At 71.7% G+C, this 22,361-nt stretch carries 18 protein-coding genes, 1 tRNA gene and 1 pseudogene; 7 read left to right on the top strand and 13 right to left on the bottom strand.

The annotated features are described in order from the left end of the window. Window positions 1–20: 20 nt before the first annotated feature. Window positions 21–695 (bottom strand): TetR/AcrR family transcriptional regulator, encoded by a 675-nt coding sequence (locus IF09_RS0118460; RefSeq protein ID WP_030297040.1) that lies wholly within the window; start codon window positions 693–695, stop codon window positions 21–23. Further along, on the bottom strand, window positions 692–1,678 hold the full coding sequence (locus tag IF09_RS0118455) for an acyl-CoA desaturase (RefSeq protein ID WP_030297037.1): 987 nt from the start codon (window positions 1,676–1,678) through the stop codon (window positions 692–694). The genes IF09_RS0118460 and IF09_RS0118455 overlap by 4 nt, the downstream gene beginning before the upstream one ends. A 397-nt stretch (window positions 1,679–2,075) precedes the next feature. On the opposite strand from IF09_RS0118455, the gene ppc reads away from it, so the two are divergent. Together ppc and IF09_RS0118445 are read left to right on the top strand one after the other, a co-directional pair. After that, a complete protein-coding gene (gene ppc / locus IF09_RS0118450; RefSeq protein ID WP_030297036.1) occupies window positions 2,076–4,841 on the top strand; it encodes a phosphoenolpyruvate carboxylase in 2,766 nt (921 codons plus the stop codon). 105 nt (window positions 4,842–4,946) lie between these two features. Then, the gene (locus IF09_RS0118445; RefSeq protein WP_030297034.1) at window positions 4,947–5,534 is read left to right on the top strand and encodes a Uma2 family endonuclease; all 588 of its coding nucleotides are present in this window, start codon (window positions 4,947–4,949) and stop codon (window positions 5,532–5,534) included. Window positions 5,535–5,540: 6 nt separating this feature from the next. Here the strand turns inward: IF09_RS0118445 and pth are convergent, their stop codons facing one another. From pth to IF09_RS40355, 6 genes and pseudogenes are all read right to left on the bottom strand, one after another. After that, window positions 5,541–6,131, bottom strand: a complete 591-nt coding sequence (gene pth / locus IF09_RS0118440; protein WP_030297032.1) for an aminoacyl-tRNA hydrolase — start codon at window positions 6,129–6,131, stop codon at window positions 5,541–5,543. Between the two features lie 90 nt (window positions 6,132–6,221). Then, complete coding sequence (locus IF09_RS0118435; protein ID WP_030297031.1) at window positions 6,222–6,809, bottom strand: 50S ribosomal protein L25/general stress protein Ctc; 588 nt, start codon at window positions 6,807–6,809, stop codon at window positions 6,222–6,224. A gap of 176 nt (window positions 6,810–6,985) precedes the next feature. Next, entirely contained in the window at window positions 6,986–7,963 is a 978-nt protein-coding gene (locus IF09_RS0118430) for a ribose-phosphate diphosphokinase (protein ID WP_030297029.1), read from the bottom strand. A 145-nt stretch (window positions 7,964–8,108) separates the two neighbouring features. Further along, a complete protein-coding gene (gene glmU / locus IF09_RS0118425; protein WP_030297023.1) occupies window positions 8,109–9,554 on the bottom strand; it encodes a bifunctional UDP-N-acetylglucosamine diphosphorylase/glucosamine-1-phosphate N-acetyltransferase GlmU in 1,446 nt (481 codons plus the stop codon). A gap of 109 nt (window positions 9,555–9,663) precedes the next feature. After that, window positions 9,664–9,734: transfer RNA gene (locus tag IF09_RS0118420), tRNA-Gln, on the bottom strand. Between the two features lie 11 nt (window positions 9,735–9,745). Beyond that, window positions 9,746–10,415 (bottom strand): annotated as a pseudogene (locus tag IF09_RS40355) (hypothetical protein). A 131-nt stretch (window positions 10,416–10,546) separates the two neighbouring features. On the opposite strand from IF09_RS40355, the gene IF09_RS0118410 reads away from it, so the two are divergent. Further along, window positions 10,547–11,836, top strand: coding sequence for a sensor histidine kinase (locus tag IF09_RS0118410; protein ID WP_030297016.1), 1,290 nt, complete (start codon window positions 10,547–10,549; stop codon window positions 11,834–11,836). A gap of 280 nt (window positions 11,837–12,116) precedes the next feature. Here IF09_RS0118410 and IF09_RS0118405 read toward each other — a convergent pair whose 3' ends face one another. Continuing rightward, complete coding sequence (locus IF09_RS0118405) at window positions 12,117–12,629, bottom strand: SUKH-3 domain-containing protein (RefSeq protein ID WP_030297009.1); 513 nt, start codon at window positions 12,627–12,629, stop codon at window positions 12,117–12,119. Window positions 12,630–12,640: 11 nt separating this feature from the next. After that, window positions 12,641–13,213: a YwqJ-related putative deaminase gene (locus tag IF09_RS0118400; protein ID WP_030297006.1), complete on the bottom strand. Its 573-nt coding sequence runs from the start codon at window positions 13,211–13,213 to the stop codon at window positions 12,641–12,643. A 230-nt stretch (window positions 13,214–13,443) separates the two neighbouring features. Here IF09_RS0118400 and IF09_RS0118395 point away from each other — a divergent pair, with 230 nt between their 5' ends. The 3 genes from IF09_RS0118395 (at window position 13,444) to IF09_RS0118385 (ending at window position 18,016) form a co-directional block, all read left to right on the top strand. Then, the gene (locus IF09_RS0118395) at window positions 13,444–14,457 is read left to right on the top strand and encodes an SMI1/KNR4 family protein (protein WP_037635303.1); all 1,014 of its coding nucleotides are present in this window, start codon (window positions 13,444–13,446) and stop codon (window positions 14,455–14,457) included. A gap of 7 nt (window positions 14,458–14,464) precedes the next feature. After that, window positions 14,465–16,999, top strand: a complete 2,535-nt coding sequence (locus IF09_RS0118390) for an SUKH-4 family immunity protein (protein WP_030297002.1) — start codon at window positions 14,465–14,467, stop codon at window positions 16,997–16,999. Between the two features lie 135 nt (window positions 17,000–17,134). Next, window positions 17,135–18,016 carry a cellulose-binding protein gene (locus IF09_RS0118385; RefSeq protein WP_106975089.1) on the top strand — a complete coding sequence of 294 codons (882 nt, stop codon included), beginning with the start codon at window positions 17,135–17,137 and terminating at the stop codon, window positions 18,014–18,016. 24 nt (window positions 18,017–18,040) lie between these two features. Here the strand turns inward: IF09_RS0118385 and IF09_RS0118380 are convergent, their stop codons facing one another. Continuing rightward, window positions 18,041–18,589: a CGNR zinc finger domain-containing protein gene (locus tag IF09_RS0118380; protein WP_030296999.1), complete on the bottom strand. Its 549-nt coding sequence runs from the start codon at window positions 18,587–18,589 to the stop codon at window positions 18,041–18,043. Window positions 18,590–18,670: 81 nt separating this feature from the next. Here IF09_RS0118380 and IF09_RS0118375 point away from each other — a divergent pair, with 81 nt between their 5' ends. Further along, window positions 18,671–19,528, top strand: a complete 858-nt coding sequence (locus IF09_RS0118375; protein ID WP_030296997.1) for an alpha/beta fold hydrolase — start codon at window positions 18,671–18,673, stop codon at window positions 19,526–19,528. 26 nt (window positions 19,529–19,554) lie between these two features. Here IF09_RS0118375 and IF09_RS0118370 read toward each other — a convergent pair whose 3' ends face one another. After that, complete coding sequence (locus IF09_RS0118370) at window positions 19,555–20,430, bottom strand: hypothetical protein (RefSeq protein ID WP_234321053.1); 876 nt, start codon at window positions 20,428–20,430, stop codon at window positions 19,555–19,557. An 88-nt stretch (window positions 20,431–20,518) separates the two neighbouring features. Next, window positions 20,519–21,976 carry an MFS transporter gene (locus tag IF09_RS0118365; protein ID WP_106975090.1) on the bottom strand — a complete coding sequence of 486 codons (1,458 nt, stop codon included), beginning with the start codon at window positions 21,974–21,976 and terminating at the stop codon, window positions 20,519–20,521. Between the last annotated feature and the right edge of the window lie 385 nt (window positions 21,977–22,361).

The raw sequence follows: 22,361 nt of genomic DNA, 5'->3' as shown, positions 1-22,361 counted from the left end.
ACCCACCGCCGCCGCGGCGCTCAGCTCTTGCGGTGGCCCACCAGCCGCGGCTTCGACTCCAGCCCGTCCAGCCCGTGCCAGGCCAGGTTGACCAGGTGCGCCGCGACCTCCGCCTTCTTCGGCCGGCGCACGTCCAGCCACCACTGCCCGGTCAGGGCGACCATCCCGACCAGCGCCTGCGCGTACAGCGGGGCCAGCTTCGGGTCGAACCCGCGCGCCTTGAACTCCAGCCCCAGGATGTCCTCGACCTGCGTGGCGATGTCGCTGATCAGCGAGGCGAACGTACCCGTCGACTGGGCGACCGGGGAGTCCCGGACGAGGATCCGGAAGCCGTCCGTGTACGACTCGATGTAGTCCAGCAGTGCGAACGCGGCCTGCTCCAGCAGCTCCCGCGGATGCCCGGCCGTCAGCGCGCCCGTCACCCCGTCCAGCAGCTGGCGCATCTCCCGGTCCACGACGACCGCGTACAGGCCCTCCTTGCCCCCGAAGTGCTCGTACACCACCGGCTTGGACACCCCGGCCTTCGCCGCGATCTCCTCCACCGACGTGCCCTCGAAGCCCTTCTCGGCGAACAAGGCGCGGCCGATGTCCAGCAGTTGCTGACGCCGTTCGGCGCCCGTCATCCGGACCCGGCGGCCGCGCCGGGGCTTGTCGCTGCTGGAACTGCTGCCGTCGATCGCCACGTCCCCCATCATGCCGCGTTCGACGCGTTTTCCCTGCGCCGGGCATCGATGCGGTCCTTGGACGGCCAGCGCACGTCCGTCGCCCAGCCCGCCAGCTCGAACCAGCGGATCAGCCGGGCACTGGAGTCGACCTGGCCGCGCAGCACGCCGTGCCGGGCCGACGTCGGGTCCGCGTGGTGCAGGTTGTGCCAGGACTCCCCGCACGAGAGCACCGCCAGCCACCACACGTTGCCCGAGCGGTCCCGCGACCTGAACGGGCGCTTGCCCACCGCGTGGCAGATCGAATTGATCGACCACGTCACGTGGTGCAGCAGCGCCACGCGCACGAGGGAGCCCCAGAAGAACGCCGTGAACGCGCCCCACCACGACATCGTCACCAGACCGCCGACCAGCGGCGGGATCGCCAGCGACACGATCGTCCACAGGACGAAGTCACGGGAGATCCGCCGGATCGCCGGATCCTTGATCAGGTCCGGGGCGTACTTCTGCTGATTGGTCTGCTCCTCGTCGAACAGCCACCCGATGTGCGCCCACGCCAGGCCCTTCATCAGCGCCGGGACGCTCTCCCCGAACCGCCACGGCGAATGCGGGTCGCCCTCGTGGTCGGAGAACTTGTGGTGCTTGCGGTGGTCGGCCACCCAGCGCACCAGCGGCCCCTCCACCGCCATCGAACCCATCACGGCCAGCACGATCCGCAGCGGCCGCTTCGCCTTGAAGGAACCGTGCGTGAAGTAGCGGTGGAAGCCGATGGTGATCCCATGGCAGGCCAGGAAGTACATGAACACCATCAGGCCGACATCCAGCCAGCTCACCCCCCAGCCCCAGGCCAGCGGGATCGCCGCCAGCAGCGCCAGGAAAGGAACGACGATGAACAGCAGCAGCGCGATCTGCTCGACGGACCGCTTGCTCTCGCCTCCGAGGGTCGCGGAGGGCGCGGTGGTATCGGAATCGGAGGTCGCCGAGGCGTCCTCGATCAGCTCGGGACTGGTGGTCATGGGGATCCCCTGGGGGGTGAGGAATCGGCAGGCGCCCTGGCGTCTGCCCCGGCTACGGACGCGTAACCTACGGCATCGTAAGTATGGCAAAGCCACAGCCCGGGGCAAGAGGAGCACGGCCGGGCCCGGGGCGCTCGAAACGGCGCCCGCCGCCGGCCGCGCGCCGCCTGCTGAGAGGCCGCCTGGTGAGACGTTTAGCGGGGCGCGAGCGAACGACACCTATCCTGGTGTCGTCGGACAGCGCGGTCCGCACGGGCAGCCGAGCTGCGCATCAGGTGGGGACACCCCCCGGGACTCCTCCCAGCCGTGGCTGGGCAAGGAAATCCGGGACGCACACCCCCGCGCACCCCGGAGCCCACCTCCCAGTAGCGCTCGAACACTGCAAGGAGCCGCACCTGTGAGCAGTGCTGACCAGGCCTCCTCCACCCCGGCCACGGCCCGGGCCACCGCCGTAGCCGCCAACGCAGAGCTGCGTGCGGACATCCGCCGCCTCGGCGACCTCCTCGGCGAGACCCTCGTCCGCCAGGAAGGCCAAGACCTCCTCGACCTCGTCGAACGCGTGCGCGCCCTGACGCGCACCGACGGCGAAGCCGCCGCCGCACTGCTCGGCGAGACCGACCTGGAGACCGCCGCCAAGCTCGTACGGGCCTTCTCCACCTACTTCCACCTGGCGAACGTCACCGAACAGGTACACCGGGGCAAGGAACTGCGCGCCCACCGGGCCGCCGAAGGCGGGCTGCTCGCGCGCACCGCCGACATGCTCAAGGACGCCGACCCCGAACACCTGCGCGAAACGGTCCGGAACCTCAACGTCCGGCCCGTCTTCACCGCACACCCCACCGAGGCGGCCCGCCGCAGCGTCCTCAACAAGCTGCGCCGCATCGCCGCCCTCCTCGAAGAGCCCGTCGCCGGCGCCGGCGAACGCCGCCGCCACGACCTGCGCCTCGCCGAGAACATCGACCTCGTCTGGCAGACCGACGAGCTCCGCGTCGTGCGCCCCGAGCCCGCCGACGAGGCCCGCAACGCCATCTACTACCTCGACGAGCTCCACGCCGGCGCCGTCGGCGACGTACTCGAGGACCTCGCCGCGGAACTCCAGCGCGTCGGCGTCGAGCTGCCCGCAGGCACCCGCCCCCTCACCTTCGGCACCTGGATCGGCGGCGACCGCGACGGCAACCCCAACGTCACCCCCGACGTCACCCGCGACGTACTGATCCTCCAGCACGAACACGGCATCACCGACGCCCTCGAACTCGTCGACTACCTGCGCGGACTGCTGTCGAACTCCATCCGCTACACCGGCGCCACCGAGGAACTCCTCTCCTCCCTCCAGGCCGACCTCGAACGCCTCCCCGAGATCAGCCCGCGCTACAAGCGGCTGAACGCCGAGGAGCCGTACCGCCTCAAGGCCACCTGCATCCGCCAGAAGCTCGTCAATACCCGCGAGCGCCTCGCCAAGGGCACCCCCCACGAGGAAGGCCGCGACTACCTCGGCACCGCCGAGCTCCTCACCGACCTCACCCTCATCCAGACCTCCCTGCGCGAACACCGCGGAGCCCTCTTCGCCGACGGCCGCATGGACCGCACCATCCGCACGCTGGCCGCCTTCGGCCTCCAGCTCGCCACCATGGACGTCCGCGAACACGCCGACGCCCACCACCACGCCCTCGGCCAGCTCTTCGACCGCCTCGGCGAGGAATCCTGGCGCTACGCCGACATGCCCCGCGACTACCGGCAGAAGCTCCTCGCCAAGGAACTGCGCTCCCGCCGCCCCCTCGCACCCACCCCCGCACCGCTCGACGCCGCCGGCCACAAGACCCTCGGCGTCTTCTCCGCCATCAAGGACGCCTTCGAGAAGTTCGGCCCCGAAGTCATCGAGTCCTACATCATCTCGATGTGCCAGGGCGCCGACGACGTCTTCGCCGCCGCCGTCCTCGCCCGCGAAGCCGGCCTCATCGACCTCCACGCCGGCTGGGCCAAGATCGGCATCGTCCCGCTCCTCGAAACCACCGACGAGCTCAAGGCCGCCGACGTCATCCTCGACGCCATGCTCGCCGACCCCTCCTACCGGCGCCTCGTCTCCCTGCGCGGCGACGTCCAGGAGGTCATGCTCGGCTACTCCGACTCCAGCAAGTTCGGCGGCATCACCACCAGCCAGTGGGAGATCCACCGCGCCCAGCGCCGCCTGCGCGACGTCGCCCACCGCTACGGAGTGCGCCTGCGCCTCTTCCACGGCCGCGGCGGCACCGTCGGCCGCGGCGGCGGCCCCTCCCACGACGCGATCCTCGCGCAGCCCTGGGGCACCCTCGAAGGCGAGATCAAGGTCACCGAGCAGGGCGAGGTCATCTCCGACAAGTACCTCGTACCGTCCCTCGCCCGCGAGAACCTCGAACTGACCGTCGCGGCGACCCTGCAGGCCTCCGCCCTGCACACCGCACCCCGCCAGTCCGAGGACGACCTCGCCCGCTGGGACGCGGCCATGGACACCGTCTCCGACGCCGCACACACCGCGTACCGCGAGCTCGTCGAAGACCCCGACCTGCCGTCGTACTTCTTCGCCGCCACCCCCGTCGACCAGCTCGCCGACCTCCACCTCGGCTCCCGGCCCTCCCGCCGCCCCGACTCCGGCGCTGGCCTCGACGGCCTGCGCGCCATCCCCTGGGTCTTCGGCTGGACCCAGTCCCGCCAGATCGTCCCCGGCTGGTACGGCGTCGGCTCCGGCCTCAAGGCCCTGCGCGAAGCCGGCGGCGAAGCCGCCCTCGCCGAGATGGGCGAGCGCTGGCACTTCTTCCGCAACTTCCTCTCCAACGTCGAGATGACGCTGGCCAAGACGGACCTGCGGATCGCCCGCCACTACGTCGACACCCTCGTCCCCGACGAGCTCAAGCACGTCTTCGCCCGCATCGAAGCCGAACACGAGCTCACCGTCCGCGAAGTCCTGCGCATCACCGGCGGCCAGAAGCTCCTGGACTCCAACCCGGTCCTCCAGCAGACGTTCGCCGTCCGCGACGCCTACCTGGACCCGATCTCCTACCTCCAGGTCTCCCTGCTGGCCCGCCAGCGCGCCGCCGCAGCCCGCGGCGAAAACCCCGACCCGCTGCTGGGCCGAGCCCTGCTGCTCACGGTGAACGGCGTTGCGGCAGGCCTGCGCAACACCGGCTGACGCCGCACCCCGGTATCCGTGTCCGTCACCCTTTGTGATGACGGACACGGATACCGAGCGCTACCGTGGGCGTCCAGGACCACAATCCCGTCCATGGGAGCAACCATGACTGCCGAGCCCGTACACGACTGGTCGAGGCCTCCGTTGGACGGGTACACGGTGGACGACCTGCTGACGCTGCCGGACCTCCCGCGACACACCGAGCTGATCGACGGGAGCCTGGTCTTCGTGAGTCCGCAACGCTTCATCCACTCCGACCTGATCGACTTCCTTGTCACCCGGCTGCGGCTGACCGCCCCCCGGCACACGAGGGTCGCGCGAGAGATGACTGTGGTGATCGACAAGCGCAACGGGCCCGAACCGGATATCTCGGTCGTGCGGCGAGAAGCCTGCACGAGCCCCATGCAGACTCACTTCTACGCCGCCGACGTGCTGCTCGCAGTTGAGGTCGTCTCGCCCGAGTCCGAAGCCCGGGACACCAAAACGAAGCTGCACAAGTACGCGGCTGCCGGTATCCCGAACTACTGGATCGTCAAAATCGAGGGCGACGAATCGATCGAACCCGTCGTGTACCTCTACGAGCTGGACCCCCACACACGTGCCTACGTCTGCCAGGGGATCCACACCAAGCCGTTCAGCGTCTCCCGGCCCTTCGCCGCCGAAATCGACTTCGACGGGCTCGACGAGATGTAGCGGCGGTCAGGAGTTGTACGCGGACTGGGCCCGCTCAAGGCCCTCCGCGATCAGGCACTCCACCGAGTCCGCCGCCCGGTCCACGAACCAGTCCAGCTCCTTGCGCTCCGTCGACGAGAAGTCCTTCAGCACGAAGTCCGCCACCTGCATACGACCCGGCGGACGGCCGATACCGCACCGCACCCGGTGGTACTCCGGCCCCATCGACTTCGTCATCGACTTCAGGCCGTTGTGCCCGTTGTCCCCGCCGCCCAGCTTCAACCGCAGCGTCGGATAGTCGATGTCCAGCTCGTCATGAACCGCCACGATCCGGTCCACAGGAACCTTGTAGAAATCGCGCAGCGCCGTCACCGGCCCGCCCGACAGGTTCATGAACGACATGGGCTTCGCCAGCACCACCCGCCGGTTCGCCGGCCCCGGCGGACCCATCCGGCCCTCCACCACCTGCGCCCGCGCCTTGTGCGCCTTGAACTTCCCGCGCATCCGCTCGGCCAGCAGGTCCACCACCATGAACCCGATGTTGTGGCGGTTGCCCGCGTACTCCGCCCCCGGGTTACCGAGGCCGACGATCAGCCACGGCGCCGCATCGTCCGACATCCATGCTCCTTAACGAGGACGACCGCCGTCCCGCTCCCAGTGGAGCCGGACGGCGGTCGTTCAGCAAGTGCTGAGGTGGGAAAGCGAGGCTCAGGCCTCTGCGCCCTCGGTGGCGGCCTCGGCAGCCGGCTCCTCGGCCTGCGGGGCGACGACCTGCAGAACGGCGGTCTCGCCGTCGACGGCCAGCGTGGTGCCGGCCGGCAGGACCAGGTCGGACGCGTGGATGGTGGCGCCGGCCTCGAGGCCCTCGATGGAGACGGTGACCTCGGTCGGGATGTGGGTCGCCTCGGCCTCGACCGAGATGGTGTTCAGAAGGGTCTCCAGCATGTTGGCGCCGGCGGCCAGCTCGCCCTCGGTGACGACCGGAACCTCGACCGTGACCTTCTCGCCCTTCTTGACGATCAGGAAGTCGACGTGGGAGACCGAACGCTTCAGCGGGTGCTTCTGCACGGCCTTCGGGATGACCAGCTCGGTGCTGTCACCCGCGATGTCCAGGGAGATCAGGACGTTCGGGGTACGCAGCGCCAGCGCCAGGCCGTGGCCCTCGACGTTGACGTGCTTCGGCTCGTTGCCGTGACCGTAGATGACACCGGGAACCATGGCGTCGCGACGGGCCTGGCGGGCAGAGCCCTTGCCGAAGGTGGTGCGGAGCTCGGCGGAAAGCTTGACCTCGGACATGCTCACTCCTCGTGGGGTGACGGAAAAGGACAACGGTCACCCGGCCTGAACGGCCTGCTACGAAGAGCGCGTCGATAACGGAGCGCCGACACCAAAGGTGCGGCCTCCCTCGCCGAGCAACTCGTCGAGTCTACCCGGCGCGGAGGCCGCACCCAAAAGGATCTCTCTACTACCGGTTACTGCTGCTCTTCGAACAGGCTCGTGACCGAACCGTCCTCGAAGACCTCACGCACCGCACGCGCGACCATCGGAGCGATCGACAGCACCGTGATCTTGTCGAGCTCCAGGTCCGACGGGTCCGGCAGCGTGTTCGTGAAGATGAACTCGCTGACCTTCGAGTTCTTCAGACGGTCCGCCGCCGGCCCCGACAGGATGCCGTGCGTCGCCGTCACGATCACGTCCTCCGCACCGTGCGCGAACAGTGCATCGGCAGCGGCGCAGATGGTGCCACCCGTGTCGATCATGTCGTCGACCAGGACACAGACACGGCCCCGGACCTCACCCACGACCTCGTGGACCGTCACCTGGTTCGCGACGTCCTTGTCTCGGCGCTTGTGCACGATCGCCAGCGGAGCGTCCAGACGGTCGCACCACCGGTCCGCAACGCGCACACGGCCGGCGTCCGGGGACACGATCGTCAGCTTGGTCCGGTCCACCTTCGCGCCCACGTAGTCCGCGAGGACCGGCAGCGCCGAAAGGTGGTCCACCGGACCGTCGAAGAAGCCCTGGATCTGGTCCGTGTGCAGGTCGACCGTCAGGATGCGGTCCGCACCCGCGGTCTTCAGCAGATCGGCGACCAGACGCGCCGAGATCGGCTCACGGCCCTTGTGCTTCTTGTCCTGACGGGCGTACCCGTAGGACGGGATGATCACCGTGATGGAGCGGGCCGACGCGCGCTTCAGCGCGTCGATCATGATCAGCTGCTCCATGATCCACTTGTTGATCGGAGCCGTGTGGCTCTGGATCAGGAAGCAGTCCGCGCCACGAGCCGACTCCTGGAAACGAACGTAGATCTCACCGTTCGCGAAGTCGAAAGCCTTGGTCGGCACGAGGGCAACGCCCAGCTGATGCGCAACCTCCTCGGCCAGCTCGGGGTGGGCGCGGCCGGAGAAGAGCATCAGCTTCTTCTCGCCGGTCGTCTTGATCCCGGTCACAGCACAGTCTCCTCAGACGTGTTGAAAGCTGCTCGCCCCCGTGTGCGTCCGTCCCGCACACGGTGAGCCAGCCGAATTGCGTGCACCTATCACGGTACGCCGTCCAGGGCGTACCTGTTTCCGGTCAGTTCACCTCAACGAGGCCTCAACGGGGGTCGGAGTCCTCCTGGACCGCCGACTGAGCCGCCGTCGCCGCAGCACTTCCCGGACGCTTACGAGCCACCCAGCCCTCGATATTCCGCTGCTGACCACGGGCCACCGCCAGCGCACCCGGCGGCACATCCTTCGTGATCACCGATCCGGCAGCCGTGTACGCGCCGTCCCCGATCGTGATGGGCGCCACAAACATGTTGTCCGAGCCCGTCTTGCAATGCGAGCCGATCGTGGTGTGGTGCTTGTGCTCACCGTCGTAGTTCACGAACACGCTCGCCGCGCCGATGTTCGTGTACTCGCCGATCGTCGCGTCACCCACGTAGGACAGGTGCGGCACCTTCGTGCCCTCACCGATCGTCGCGTTCTTCATCTCCACGTACGTGCCGGCCTTCGCCTTCAGGCCCAGGTTCGTACCCGGACGCAGGTACGCGTACGGGCCGACCGACGCCGACTCGCCGATGACCGCCGTGTCCGCCACCGTGTTGTCCACCCGCGCCCGCGGACCGACCTGCGTGTCCTTGAGCCGCGTGTTCGGACCGACCTCGGCCCCCTCGGCGACGTGCGTCGCACCGAGCAGCTGCGTACCCGGGTGGATCAGCGCGTCCTGCCCGAACGTCACCGTCACGTCCACGAACGTGCTCGCCGGGTCGACCACCGTCACGCCCGCCAGCATCGCCTGCTCGAGGAGACGGGCGTTGAGCAGCGCGCGGGCCTCGGCCAGCTGCACGCGGTTGTTGATCCCCAGGATCTGGCGGTGGTCGGCGCCGACCGCCGCACCGACACGGTGCCCCGCCTCGCGCAGGATGCCGAGCACGTCGGTGAGGTACTCCTCGCCCTGGCTGTTGTCCGTACGCACCTTGCCGAGCGCGTCGGCGAGCAGGGCGCCGTCGAAGGCGAAGACCCCGGAGTTGATCTCCCGGATCGCCCGCTGGGAGTCGGTGGCGTCCTTGTGCTCGACGATGGCCGTGACGGCGCCGGCGCCGTCACGGACGATGCGGCCGTATCCGGTGGAGTCCGGGACCTCGGCGGTGAGCACGGTGACGGCGTTGCCGTCGGCCTCGTGCGTGGCCGCGAGCTGCTGCAGCGTCTCCCCGGTGAGCAGGGGCGTGTCGCCGCAGACGACGATGACGGTCCCGTCGACGGTGCCGCCGAGCTCTTCGAGGGCCATGCGGACCGCGTGCCCGGTGCCGTTCTGCTCGTACTGGACGGCGGTTCGGACGCCGGCGTCGATCTCGGCGAGGTGTGCGGTGACCTGCTCGCGGGCGTGGCCGACGACGACCACGAGGTGTGCGGGGTCCAGCTCGCGCGAGGCGGCGACGACGTGGCCCACGAGCGAGCGCCCGCAGATCTCGTGCAGAACCTTGGGAGTGGCCGACTTCATGCGGGTGCCTTCACCCGCTGCGAGTACGACGACGGCTGCCGGGCGGTTGGCGCTCACGGGGATGCCCTTCGGCTTCGGGTGGTGGACCCGTGAAGGATACCGGGGGGCCGCACCCCGGAAACGAAGCCGGGTCCCGACCGACCGGTCAGGACCCGAGCTTGCGACGCTCCCGAGGAAGGAATCGAACCCTCATTCAATGGACCAAAACCATTTGTCCTGCCATTAGACGACTCGGGATAGTTCGCTATTTATGTCCGATTTGGCTGATCGAACTGCGATGCAGCCCCTACTATGCCGCACCACCAGCCTTCAATGCGACGGTACAGACCGGCGCTTTGGAGTACGCGAACGGCCAGGCAGCCGTAGTAGCTCTCACCGGTGTTCTCCCGGGTGGTTTTCGCCCTCGGACCAGTAGAGGCCGACGCCCACGAGGAAGAGTTCATGCTCCGACATGGCGCCGATCTCTGCGGTCGCAGCCCGTTTGGTCTCGCGACGGGCCTGCTCGCGGACTTCGAGGGTGCGATCCCACCCCCGCCGCGCAATGGCCGAGGCTTCTTCCGGGGCGCGATGCCTCTCCTGCCTCGGAGGGTCGCGGACCCAGAGGGAGATCGAGCTCTTCGAGCAGCCCAGCTCGACCTGGATCTGGTCGTAGGTCATGCCCTGGAGGCGGAGTTCGCGGGCGCGGTCGCGGAGGTCGTCCTTCGCGTTCGGGCGCTTCGTCCATTCCGGGGCGGGTTCGCCGTCCAGCAGGCGGCCCAGGATGTCGTTGTTGTGGACGCTCAGGCGGTCGCGGATCTGGCGGCGGCTGAGGCCCTCGCGGCGCAGGGCCACAGCCTGCTCGCGGAGCTGCTCGAAGGTTGCGGCGCCGGTGCGGAGGCCGCCTGTGCCGTCGCCGGGGCGACGTCGGATTTCGGTCATGTCGCCAATGTCGTCCGGAATGCGGGCTTCAGGTCTCGCTCAGCGGACGATTCAGCCGTACGTGCGATTGCCTCCGGTTTCCCGGAATTCCGTTCGCTTCTGTGCTGGGGGCCCTGCGTACGCTGGACGGCATGACCGTTTCGGGGGAAGAGCAGGGTGGGGCCGGGCGCGACGGGCCCTTGTGGTGGGAGCGGCGGCGGGGGGCCGTGCTCGATGTGGGGCTGGCGGTGGTGTCCGCCGTCGAGTGCGCCGTCGAGGGGGTGCCGTTCGCGCGCGAGGCCGGGGTGCCGGTGGCGGTCGGGGTGCTGTTCGGGCTGCTGGTGGGGTCCACGCTCGTACTGCGGCGGCGCTGGCCGATCGCGGTGGTGCTGGTGGGGATCGCCGTGTCGCCGGCCGCGATGGGGTTCCTGCTCGGGGTGGTGGGGCTGTACACGCTGGCCGCCTGCGAGGTGCCTCGGCGGATCACGGCGACGCTGACGTCGATGTCGCTGGTCGCGACGTTCGTGGTGATGTACGTGCGGACCAGCGGGGACCAGGGGGCCTCGCGTTCGCTCGTCATCGTGCTGTCGGTGTTCGTGGCGGTGGCGCTGACCGTGCCGCCGGTGCTGCTGGGTCTGTACATAGGGGCGCGGCGCCGGCTGATGGAGAGCCTGCAGGAGCGGGCGGATTCGCTGGAGCGGGAGCTGTCGCTGCTCGCGGACCGGGCGGAGGAGCGGGCCGAGTGGGCTCGTACGGAGGAGCGGACGCGGATCGCGCGGGAGATGCACGACGTGGTGGCGCACCGGGTGTCGCTGATGGTGGTGCATGCGGCGGCGCTGGAGGCGGTGGCGGCGAGGGATCCGGCGCGGGCGGCGAAGAATGCGGCGCTGGTGGGTGACATGGGGCGGCAGGCGTTGACGGAGCTGCGGGAGATGTTGGGGGTGCTGCGGGCGGCCGAGTCGCCGAAGCGGGCTCCTGCGACTGCTTCTGCTGCGGTGGTGCCGGTGGCTGCGTTGGTGGGGAGTTTCGAGGACGGGCCGGGGCCTTCGCTGGGTGAGCTGGAGGCGCTGGTGGGGCAGTCTCGGGCGGCCGGGATGGTCGTGGAGCTGGATGTGCGGGGTGTGGGGGAGGGGTATCCGGCGGAGGTGGAGCAGACGGCGTACCGGGTGGTGCAGGAGGCGCTGACCAACTGCCACAAGCATGCGCCGGGGGCGACGGTCGTGGTGCGGCTGGCTCATCGGGAGGGTGAGGTGGCCATGCAGGTGGAGAACGGGCCGTGCGGGGCGGATGTGGTGCAGCCGGGGCTGCCGAGTGGCGGGAACGGGCTGGTCGGGATGCGGGAGCGGGTGCTCGGGCTGGGCGGGGTGTTCGTGTCCGGTCCGACGGATGAGGGTGGCTTCAAGGTCTCGGCGGTGCTGCCGGGCGGCCCGAGGCGGGCGTAGGGGGAACCGGGGCCTGGAGCCCGAGCCGCTGGTCGCGGCTCGATGCTCTGGCCGATGGGCTGACCCGTGCTGGCCTTGGTGCCGGTGCCGGTGCCGGTGCCCGATGGCCGATGCCCGGCCGTTCCGTGCCGCGCCGATGGCGGCCGCCGCCGCGGGCGGGGCGGGACGGCCGCTGCTTCCGGCCGCTGGGCTCGGCTGTGTCCCGGCCGTTGCGTGGCCGGGGGCCCGGCCGGGGTGCGCCCTGGGCGGTCGTCGCCCGGGGCTGCGGCCGGGGTGGGGGTCAGGGGGCCGTCGTGAGGCGGGTGGGTTGGAGGCCGGTCAGGAGGAGGGTCAGGGCTTCGTCCAGGGCGCCGCCGAGGTACCAGTCGCCGGTGTGGTCGATGCCGTAGACGCGGCCTTCGCGGTCGATGGCGAGGTGCGAGCCGGCGTCGGCGTCGACGCCGAGGGGGCAGAGCTCGGTGGACAGGGCGCGGCCGAGGTCGGCGAAGGTGCGTGCGAGGTGGAGTCCGGTGAGGGGGTCCAGGCGCACGGGGACCGGCGCTATCTGGCGGCCCGGGCCGGGGGCGGTGACGGTGAGCCCGCCGAATTCGGCCCATGCCTCGACGGCGGCGGGGAAGACGGTGTGCCGGTGTCCGGCGGGGGTGGTGTGGTCCCGGAGGGCGTCGGCCCAGAACTCGGCCTGCTTGATGTCCCAGCGGCCGGGCTCCCAGCCGGCGGTGCGCAGGGCGGTGTCCACGGCGGCGGGGAAACGGGTGGCCGAGGAGCGGTCGTAGGAGGCGGAGGAGGTGGTCATGGTCGTGGGGGTCAGGCCTTCTCTGAGGCGGGGGTGAGGTCGACGGCGCGTACGCCGAAGTGGGCGAGGAGGGCTTCGCAGGAGCGGCAGGGGGGTGCGTAGCTGCCGTGGAGCGGGTCGCCGTCCTCGCGGATGCGGCGGGCGGTGATCTTGGCGTGTTTGAGGGAGCGGCGGGCTTCGTTCGCGGTGAGGGGTTTGCGGGAGGCGCGGCGGCTGCGGGCGCCTTCGGCGGCGGTGAGGTGGCGGGAGAGCAGGATGGCTTCGGGGCAGCGGCCGGTGAAGCGTTCCCGCTGGCCGCTGGTGAGGGTGTCGAGGAAGTCCTGGACGAGGGGGTGGAGTGCGGGTGGGTGGTCGGCTTTGCCGGCGGTGCCGGTGAGGGTTTCGCCGCGTACGGAGAGGGCTGCGGCGACGGTGGGGAGGATGCCGTCGCGGCGGAAGCGCAGGACGGGGGCTGTGGGCCGGCTGTCGGTGCTGCTCCAGCGCAGGCGTGGGTCTCCGGCGGGCCGGCCGGTCGCCTGTGTGCCGTGGCCGCCCGTTCCCGAGGCGCCGTCGGCCGTGTCTGTGCGTGTGGCGGTGTTCTGCATGGTCGCGTCTTCCCTCCCGTGGCGGCGGTGGTGGCCGCTGTCGCGCACGCCCCCGTGCTGAGGGGACAGCCTGTCAAATGTCCCCTGTCGTGTGGAAGCGGGGTCGAATATTCGTATCAATTCGGATGTTCCTGGCCCTCGCGCGGGTGCGGGGGTCGTGGGCGGGTGACGCTCTTGCCGGAGCACATAGGCTGTGGTGAACCAGCCAGATCCAGCAGGGGGCTACCGCCATGACGACAGGTCGGCTCGGGCAGCAGGCCGCGCCACCCAACGCCGCGTATTCGGGGCAGGTCGTGCATTTCCCGGACCCGGTCCGGGCCGCTCGGCATCCCCACGGTGTGCGGATGGACGGGGACGGACATCCCGACTTCTCCCCGTACGCGCGTGCGGCGGTGGAGATCGCCGAGCCGCCGGAGGGCTTCGGTGTGGACGAGCTGCGGCTGACGGACTGTGTGTCCGCGAACGCGGCGATGCATGCGGCCGGCCATGCGCTGTGGGACACCGTCGGGCCGGTGGCGACCCCGCACGGCTGGACCTGGCACCACGTGGCGGGGACGCGGCGGATGGAGCTGGTCCCGGTCGAGGTGAAGGCGCTGCTGCGGCATCACGCGGGGCTGGCGACGGCGCCGGTCGACCACGAGAAGCGTGGGACGCGGCCGTTGCAGGAGGTGCGTCCGGTGCACCTGGGGCTGCCGAAGTCGGTGGTGTCGGTGGCCGAGGAGGCGGTGCAGGGTGTCGAGGAGGACCTCGGTTACCGGCTGCCGGAGGCGTACCGCGCGTTCCTGAAGGCTGCGGGCGGCTGTGCGCCGGTGGGCGCGGGTCTCGACGTGGAGCTCGGTCTGCTGGTGGACCAGCCTTTCTTCACGGTGCGTGAGGAGGCGGCGGTCAACGACCTCGTGTACGTCAACAAGTGTCTGCGGGACCACCTGACGAAGGACTACCTGTGCGTGGCCTTCGTCCAGGGGGGTCTGCTCGCGGTGAAGGTGAAGGGCGAGGCGATCGGCTCGGTGTGGTTCTCCCCGTACGACGACGCCCGCGACCGGGACGGCTGGTCGGTGCAGGAGCGCGTGGAGCGGTTGTTGCTGCCGTGCGGTGCCGATTTCGATGCCTTCCTCGAGCGGTTGGCGGGGAACCCGCCGGAGTTGGAGACGGTGGCCGGTCTGATGGTGGACGGCGGATTCGCACGCTCGGTTCCCGTGTCGGGGTCGGTTGCGGGGCCGGGTGCGGCACCGGTGGAGGGGTGACGGCGCGATGGTGACGTTTGCGCAGGCGCAGGAGCGCGCCGAGGAGTGGATCAACGGGGACCTGCCCGCGTACCAGCACCGCGAGGTGCGCGTACGGGAGTTCGGGCTCGGGTTCGTGGTGTGGGCGGAGGACCGTGCGGCCGGTCCGGTGTCCGGTGGGGGCCGGCAGAGGCTGGTCATCGCGCGGGACAGCGGTGAGGTGACGTTGTGGCCGGGGCTGCCGGTGGGTGAGGTGATCCGCCGGTACGAGGAGGAGTACGGGGCTGCGGCCGCCCCGGTGGCGGAGGCGTCGGTGCCGTCGCCGCGGATCGACTCGGAGCAGACCTCGTTCATGCTGAGTCCGCCGGAGTGGCTGCAGGAGGCGGCGGACCGGGCGGGGATCCCGGCGGCCCCTGCCCCTGCCGCCGTGCCTGCTTCGGAGCCTGCGGTTCCGGCTGCGCCGGAGCCCGTTCGGGCGTCCGCGCCCGAGCCGGTGGAGGCGGTGCCGCTGCGCCGCGAGGTGCCGTACGAGCCGACGGCCAACGACGGGGTGCCCGTCGGGGCCACGCCGTGGGCCGGGACCGATGTGAATCCCGGTGCGGACGACGTGTCCGTACCGCTGCCCGCGACGGTGTTCGCGCCGCCGCTGTCGGGGTCGGACCTGGAGGACGTGGCGCCGCCGCCCGGCGGGGCCTCGGAGGCGAAGACCGCGCTGATTCCCGGGGGCAGCCGGCTCCCCAGGACGGCGATCGCGCCGGCCCTGCACCTCGGGGCCGACGCGGGCCCGGATTCCGGGTCCATCGCCGATGCGCCGACGAGCAAGGCCCAGGTCTCCCGGCCGGGCGCGCAGCCGGTGACGCCGCCCGGTCCGCCGGGGGCTCCCGGTGCGCCTGGTGCTCCGGGGGTTCCCGGTGCGCCTGGCGGCGGGCTCGACCATGCCGCGACGATGCTGGCGGGTCCGGCCGTGACGGGTCAGCCTGCGCCTCCGGGTCCGCCCGGTCCGCCGGGTGCTCCCGGTGCTCCTGGTGCGGGTCAGCCGCCTGCGCCGCCCGGTCCGCCCGGTGCTCCGGGTTCGCTGGGGCGTGGGCTGGATCATGCCGCCACGATGCTGGCGGGTCCGGCCGTGACGGGTCAGCCTGCGCCTCCGGGTCCGCCCGGTCCGCCGGGTGCTCCCGGTGCGGGTCAGCCGCCTGCGCCGCCCGGTCCGCCCGGTGCTCCGGGTTCGCTGGGGCGTGGGCTGGATCATGCCGCCACGATGCTGGCCGGTCCCGCCGTGACGGGTCAGCCGCCCGCGCCTCCCGGTCCGCCCGGGGCCCCGGGCGCGGGTCAGCCGCCCGCGCCTCCCGGCCCGCCCGGGGCCCCCGGTGGCTCGGCCCATCAGGCAGCCACCATGCTCGCGGGTCCCGGCGTACCCCAGCCGCCCGGTCCGCCGGGGGCGCCCGGTGCGCCCGGGGGCGGGCTCGACCATGCCGCGACGATGCTGGCCGGTCCGGCCGTGACGGGTCAGCCGCCCGCGCCTCCCGGCCCGCCCGGGCAGCCGCAGGCCGGTCCCGGCCCCGCGCCGCAGCCCCCGGCGCCCGCCGGTGTGCCCACGGTCGGCCCCGGCTACCAGGCCGTGCTGCGCTACCGCGCGCCGGACGGCTCCGAGCAGCAGCTCATCCGGCGTTCCGCGCCGGGTACGCCGCACCCGGAGTGGCAGATCCTGCACGAGCTGCGGGCGATGAACGTGCCGCCGCAGCAGGTGCTGGAACTGCACACCGAGCTGGAGTCGTGCGAGCTGCCCGGCGGTTATTGCGCGCGGATGATCCGGGAGACCTGGCCGCAGGTCCGGATCACGAGCGTGGCCCCGTACGGCCAGGACCATGCGGGTCGTCAGCAGGGCATGCGGCATCTGCTGACCCATCAGGGTGAGCTGCACCAGGTGGCGGACGGCCCGGCGCGTCCTGCGCCGGTACGGGCGCCGTTGCAGCAGGTGCCGCTGCAGCCGGCGATTCCGTTGGATGCCATCGGCGCGGAGCTGGCCGGGGCGTTCGGTCCGCAGGGTGTGTTCCGTTTCGACCAGCGGGCGGTGTCCCGCCAGGGTGTGCCGGAGATCGTGGCGCAGACGCTGGTGTGGGCGGGTCTGCCGACGGACTTCGGGCCGTTCTTCTGGGCGCAGGCGGTGCCGGGCCAGCCGGTGCCGACGCTGGCGGAGCTGGCTGCGCAGCGGCAGGTGCAGCCGGCGTCGGACGCGGGTTCGTACCTGGTCGTGGGCAGTGACTTCGGCAAGGCGTTGTGCGTGCAGTACGGGACGGCGCACATAGTGGCGGTTCCGGTGGAGGCCGGTCCGGGCGGTGCGCCGGTGCCGCCGCAGTTCGTGAATTCGAGCCTGCCGCAGTTCGCCCGTTCGCTGGCGATGCTGGGTCACATGTGGCGTCTGCGCCAGCATCTGACGCCGGAGCAGGCGGGGCGCTGGACCGTCGATTTCCAGACGAATCTGGCCGGGCTCGACAGTGCGGCGCTGGCGTCGCCGGAGAGCTGGTGGTCGGTGCTTCTGGAGCAGATGTGGGACGGATTGCTCTGATCGGATGATCAGTTGAATGGCCGGGCCGGGACCCTCGTACAGGGTCTCGGCCCGGCCATTCCGGCTTCTGGGAGCAAATGGCGCATCCTTGACAGGAATCCCCCCGAGAGAGGCGCTTCCAGGATGACTGCACCCATGTCACCTCACGGACCGGGTTTCGCGACCGTACGAGGTCGCGGCTACCGCATCGAAGAGGTCGACCGGTATCTCGCCAGGCTGTCCGGGAGCCGGGACGAGGCGTGGGAGCGGGTGGCGCGGCTGACGGTCCTGGCGAAGCGGATGGAGGCGGAGGCGGGGCGGCTGCGCGAGGCGGTGGCGGAGCTGGCTCCGCAGACGTACGACGAGCTGAGCGAGCGGGCGCGGCGGATCCTGCTGCTGGTCGAGGAGGAGGCGGACGCCGTGCGCAGGGACGCGCGGGCGGACGCGGTGGACGCGACGGGTGCGGCCGAGGCGTACGCGGACCGGGTGGCGGAGCTGGCGCGGCAGGACGCGGAGGCGGTGCGCGAGCAGACGGAGGTCCGGGCGCGGCAGGGGCTGCTGCGGGCGGAGCGGGAGGCCGACGCGGTCCGGGCGGAGGCCAGGGACGATGCGGCCCAGTGGCGCTCGCAGGCGCAGGCGGCGCTGGCGGAGATGCGGCGCCGGTCGGATGCGCTGCTGGCGGACCGCGAGCAGGAGCACGTGGAACGGTGGGACGCGGCGGAACGGGAGCTGGCGGCCCGGGAGGCCGATCTGGAGGCGCGCCACGCGGAGCTGGAACGGTACGCGGAGGGCAGGCTGGCGGAGGCGCGGCGCGGTTACGCGGAGGCGGAGGAGTCGGCGCGGCACGGGCAGGAGGATGCGGAGGCGCGGGCGGCGGAGCTGCTGGCGGAGGCCCGGGTGTGGGAGGAGCGGACCGGCCGTGAGACGGACCGGATCCTGCGGGAGCACGCGGAGGCGCAGGACGAGATGCGGGCGCACATGAACCACGTGCGCTCGAGCCTCGCTGCCCTGACGGGCCGCGCCCCGGCCGAGGGCTGAACCGGCGGCCCGCCCGGCCGGGGGTCAGGGTTTGTGGCGGGCGTAGTAGCGGGCCACGCGGGCGCGGTTGCCGCAGGTCGAGGCCACGCACCAGCGGCGCCTCGGGTGGGCCGGGAGGAACAGCAGGACGCAGTCGGCGCCCTCGCACTCCCGTACGTCGCGTACCCGCGGGTCCGTCAGGAGCTCTGCCGCGGCGTCCGCCAGCTGCGCCGCGAGCCGCCGGGCCGTGGTGCCCGTACGGTGCGGGGTCGCCGCAAGGCCGGTTTCCGGGGTCCAGGCGAGCTCCCGGTGGACCGGGGCGCCGGCCGAGGCCTCGTTCAGCGTGCGCAGGGCGCCGGCCGGGGGCCGCTCGCCGCGCCGCGCGGCCGAGAGCGCCGCGCCGGCCGCCTCCCGTACGCCGTGCACGGCCGCCACCTCCGCCGGACCCACCTTCGCGACCGGCCCGAGCCGGCCCTCCTGTGCGGCCAGCCAGGCGGCGAGCCCTTCTGGGCCGGCGAGCAGGTCGCCGGCGCCCGCGGGCCGGGTGTTGAGGAGGTCCAGGGCGAGGGGCTCCCCGGTGAGCGGAAACGTCATGGGTCTAATGGTACGTGAAGCACTTGACCCATTACTGATCTCCGGTGAGACTAATGGAAACCAAGCCATTGGAGGCATGTGATGCAGCTCGTCCACCACCGCACCGCCGAGGTGCACGGGGTCCGCGTCGCCTACCGCGAGAGCGGCCCCGCCGACGGCCCGGTCCTGCTGCTCCTGCATGGTTTCCCCACGTCCTCGCACCAGTTCGCCCGGCTGATGGACGCGCTCGGCGACACCCCGTACCGGCTGATCGCCCCCGACTACCCCGGCTTCGGCCGGACCGAGGCCCCGGACGGGTTCACGTACACCTTCGACCGGCTCGCCGACATCGTGGAGGGCTTCACCGACGCCCTCGGGCTGGACCGTTTCGCGCTGTACGTCTTCGACTTCGGCGCCCCCGTCGGGCTGCGGCTCGCCGCGCGGCGGCCCGAACGGGTGACGGGCCTGATCGTGCAGAACGGCAACGCGTACGAGGAGGGACTCTCCGACGCGGCCCGCGAGTTCGCCGGACTGCGGCGGGAGATGCCGGGCGACGAGGAGCGCGTGCGGGGGCTTTTCACCCCGGAGGGCACCCGCTTCCAGTACGAGACCGGCGTCGCCGACACGAGCCTGATCTCCCCGGACGGCTGGACGCTCGACGTGCACTACCTCGGGCTGCCCGGGCGCGCCGACGCGCAGGCCGATCTGGCCTTCGACTACGCGTCCAACTTCGCCCACTACCCCGCCTGGCAGGCCTGGCTGCGCGCCGCCCGGGTGCCGGTCCTGGTCGTCTGGGGCGAGGGGGACCCGTTCTTCACCCCGGCGGGGGCGAAGGCGTACCTGCGCGATGCGCCGGATGCCGAGGTGCACGTCTTCGAGGGGGCGGGGCACTTCGCACTGGAGACCCACCTCGCGGAGATCGCCCCGCTGATCAGGGAGTTCCTCGCGAAGCTCCCGTGACCTGACCCGCCCCCGACGCGGGCGTACTAGCCCGCCGCCCGCTGGGCCGGAGCCGGAGCCGGAGCCGGAGCCCGTCCCGAGCCCGCAGCCGCCGGTGCGTGACGGTACGGGTCGCTGCGCAGGCCGCGGGAGGTGACGACCACCGTGAAGGCGGCGGGCGCGGCGGCCGGCAGCTGCGCGGTCAGGGTGCCCGTCGCCGGGTCGTACTCGGTCGCCAGGGCGGTGGAGTCGAGCTCCACCCGGGCCTGCGGGCCGAAGCCGCCGCCCTCCACCCGCAGGGCGGAACCCTGCACCGCCACGCCCGTGATCACCGGGTTCGCGCGCGTGGCCATCTTGTTCACCAGGTACGCCCCCGCCGGTGCGCCGGTCAGCGCCCAGATCTCGGCGGGGAGGCGGGGGAGCCCGCCGCCCACGTCGGAGAGGAAGAACAGCACCACGTACAGCATCGTGATCGCGCTCAGCGTCACGTACTGGAGGTCCACGAGGTCGGTGCGCCCGCTGTCGTTCGCGATCAGCTCGCGCAGCGGCCGCTTCCCCGAGGGCGTCGGCTTGGGGGCGGGTTTGGCCATGCTGCCGTTCTCCACACGGATGCCGACGACGGTCTTCGCCGCGATCAGGGCCACGTACGGGCCGCCGAGCAGCGGCAGGTAGACGGTGGTCAGGGAGGACAGCGGGCCGTGCTCCCCGGCGAACCAGCCGGCTCCGCCGCCCGCCGTGAGCCCGTACGCGAGGATCGTGAGCAGGAGCCAGACCAGGATCACGGTCCAGGCCAGCGCCAGGGTGGTGGAGGTGGAGAGCCGGCCGTCGCGGCCGGTGACGAAGCCCGGATGGCGGCGCAGCCGCAGGCCGATCGGCCCGGCCACGGCGGCCAGTAAGGCCAGTGCGAAGAGTGCGGAAACCATGTCGTCCCCCCGGAACGGATCTCGGATTCAGGACTCCGAGGTGTACTCCGTTGACCGGGACCATGACAAGCAGGAGCCGGGCGCGCCCCTACTTCTCCTGATGCTCCGCCAGGATCGGGAACCGCCGCGGAGCCACCAGGAGCAGGATCAGCAGGGCCGCCACGGCCGCGGCGGTCGCGCCGAGGAAGATGTGGTCCACGGCGGCGGCCACCGACGCGCGCAGGTAGTCGGCGGCGGCCGGCGGGAGCAGCCCGGGCCGGTCGAGGGCCTTGGAGACGTCGTCGAGGTGGTGCGGCAGTCCGGTCATCGGGGCGTCGGCCAGCCGGGCGGCGATGGTCGCGTTGGCGACGGCCCCGAGCAGGGCGGCCCCGAGGCTCTGGCCGACCTGGCGGCAGAACAGCACCGAGGCCGTCGTCGTACCCCGCTCGGACCAGCCCACGGTGGACTGGACCCCGACGATCAGCGGCAGCTGGAACAGGCCGAGGGCGGCGCCCAGCAGCAGCATGATCAGCGTGGGCTGCCAGGGCCGGGCGGGATGGGGGAGCAGCGTGAACGAGAACAGGATCACGGCGGCCAGTGAGATCCCGACGACGGCGCAGTCGCGGAAGCCGATGCGCCGGTAGACGTGCTGGCTGAAGGCGGCGGACAGGGGCCAGGTGAGGGTCATCGCGGACATGACGAGCCCCGCGCTCGTGGGTCCGAGGCCGAGGACCGACTGGGCGTACGTCGGGACGAAGACCAGCGGCGCGACCATGAGCAGGCCGAGTGCGCCGAGGGCGAGGTTCACGGCGGCGATGGTGCGCCGGCGCCAGACCCACCCGGGGAGAATCGGTTCCTCGGCCCGGCGTTCGATCCGGACGACCACGGCCGCCAGCACCGCGCTCGCGCCCAGCAGGGCGAGCGAGGGCGCGGACAGCCAGGGCCAGGCGACCCCGCCCTGCACCAGCGCGAAGAGCAGCAGCCCGCCGCAGGCGAAGACGCCGAGGGCGCCGGCCCAGTCGATCGGGCCGCGGCGACCGGGGGACCGTGCGGGCTCGACGAGATGGCGGGCGAGCAGCCACAGGGCCAGGCCGCCCAGCGGCAGGTTGATGAGGAAGATCCAGCGCCAGTCGGCGTACGAGGCGATGAGCCCGCCGAGCGCGGGGCCGGCCACGGCGGAGGCGGCCCAGACGGAGGACATCCTGGCCTGGATCCTGGGGCGGTCCTTGAGCGGGTACAGGTCGGCGGCCAGGGTCTGCACGGTGCCCTGGAGCGCGCCGCCGCCCAGCCCCTGGACGATGCGGAAGGCGATGAGGGCGGCCATGTTCCAGGCGAGCGCGCACAGCACCGAGCCGACGATGAACAGGGCTATGCCGAAGAGCAGGACGGGCCCCCGGCCGAGGGTGTCGGAGAGCTTCCCGTAGACGGGGAGGGTGACGGTGATCGCGAGCAGGTAGCCGGCGAAGAGCCAGGAGAAGACGGAGAACCCGCCGAGGTCGCCGACGATCTGGGGGACGGCGGTGGAGACGATGGAGGTGTCGAGGGCGACGAGGGCCATGCTCAGCATGAGGGCGGCGACGAGCGCCGTGCGCGGCGGCCGGCTGCCGCTCCCGGCAGCCGCCGAGGCCCCGGCCCCTGACCCGGCGGCGTCCCCGGTGCGTTCCCCCGTGCTCTCCTCCGCGCCCACCACGATCCTTTCACCGTGCACGTACCTGCGGGGAACACCCTCTCATCACGGGGTATCCGGCGGTATCCCCCCAGAGCTGGTCCCCCAAAAGGCGGAGAACCCCTAAGGGTTGCTCCTCACAAGGGTCCAGGGGCCTTTCGTCCCGGCGGAGGAGGAGGACGGCCTCGCGAGGTCCTTAACTGGTTCATACGGGCGGGGGTGGGGTTAACCCCCCGGTGGATACGGCGATGGGCACCAGGGCGCCGGCCGCCTCCGCCCCGCAGAC

Source organism: Streptomyces katrae (assembly GCF_000717655.1).
Lineage (GTDB): Bacteria > Actinomycetota > Actinomycetes > Streptomycetales > Streptomycetaceae > Streptomyces > Streptomyces katrae_B.
Note: the sequence above shows the minus strand (reverse complement) of the source record. Positions and strands in the feature narration are given on the sequence as shown.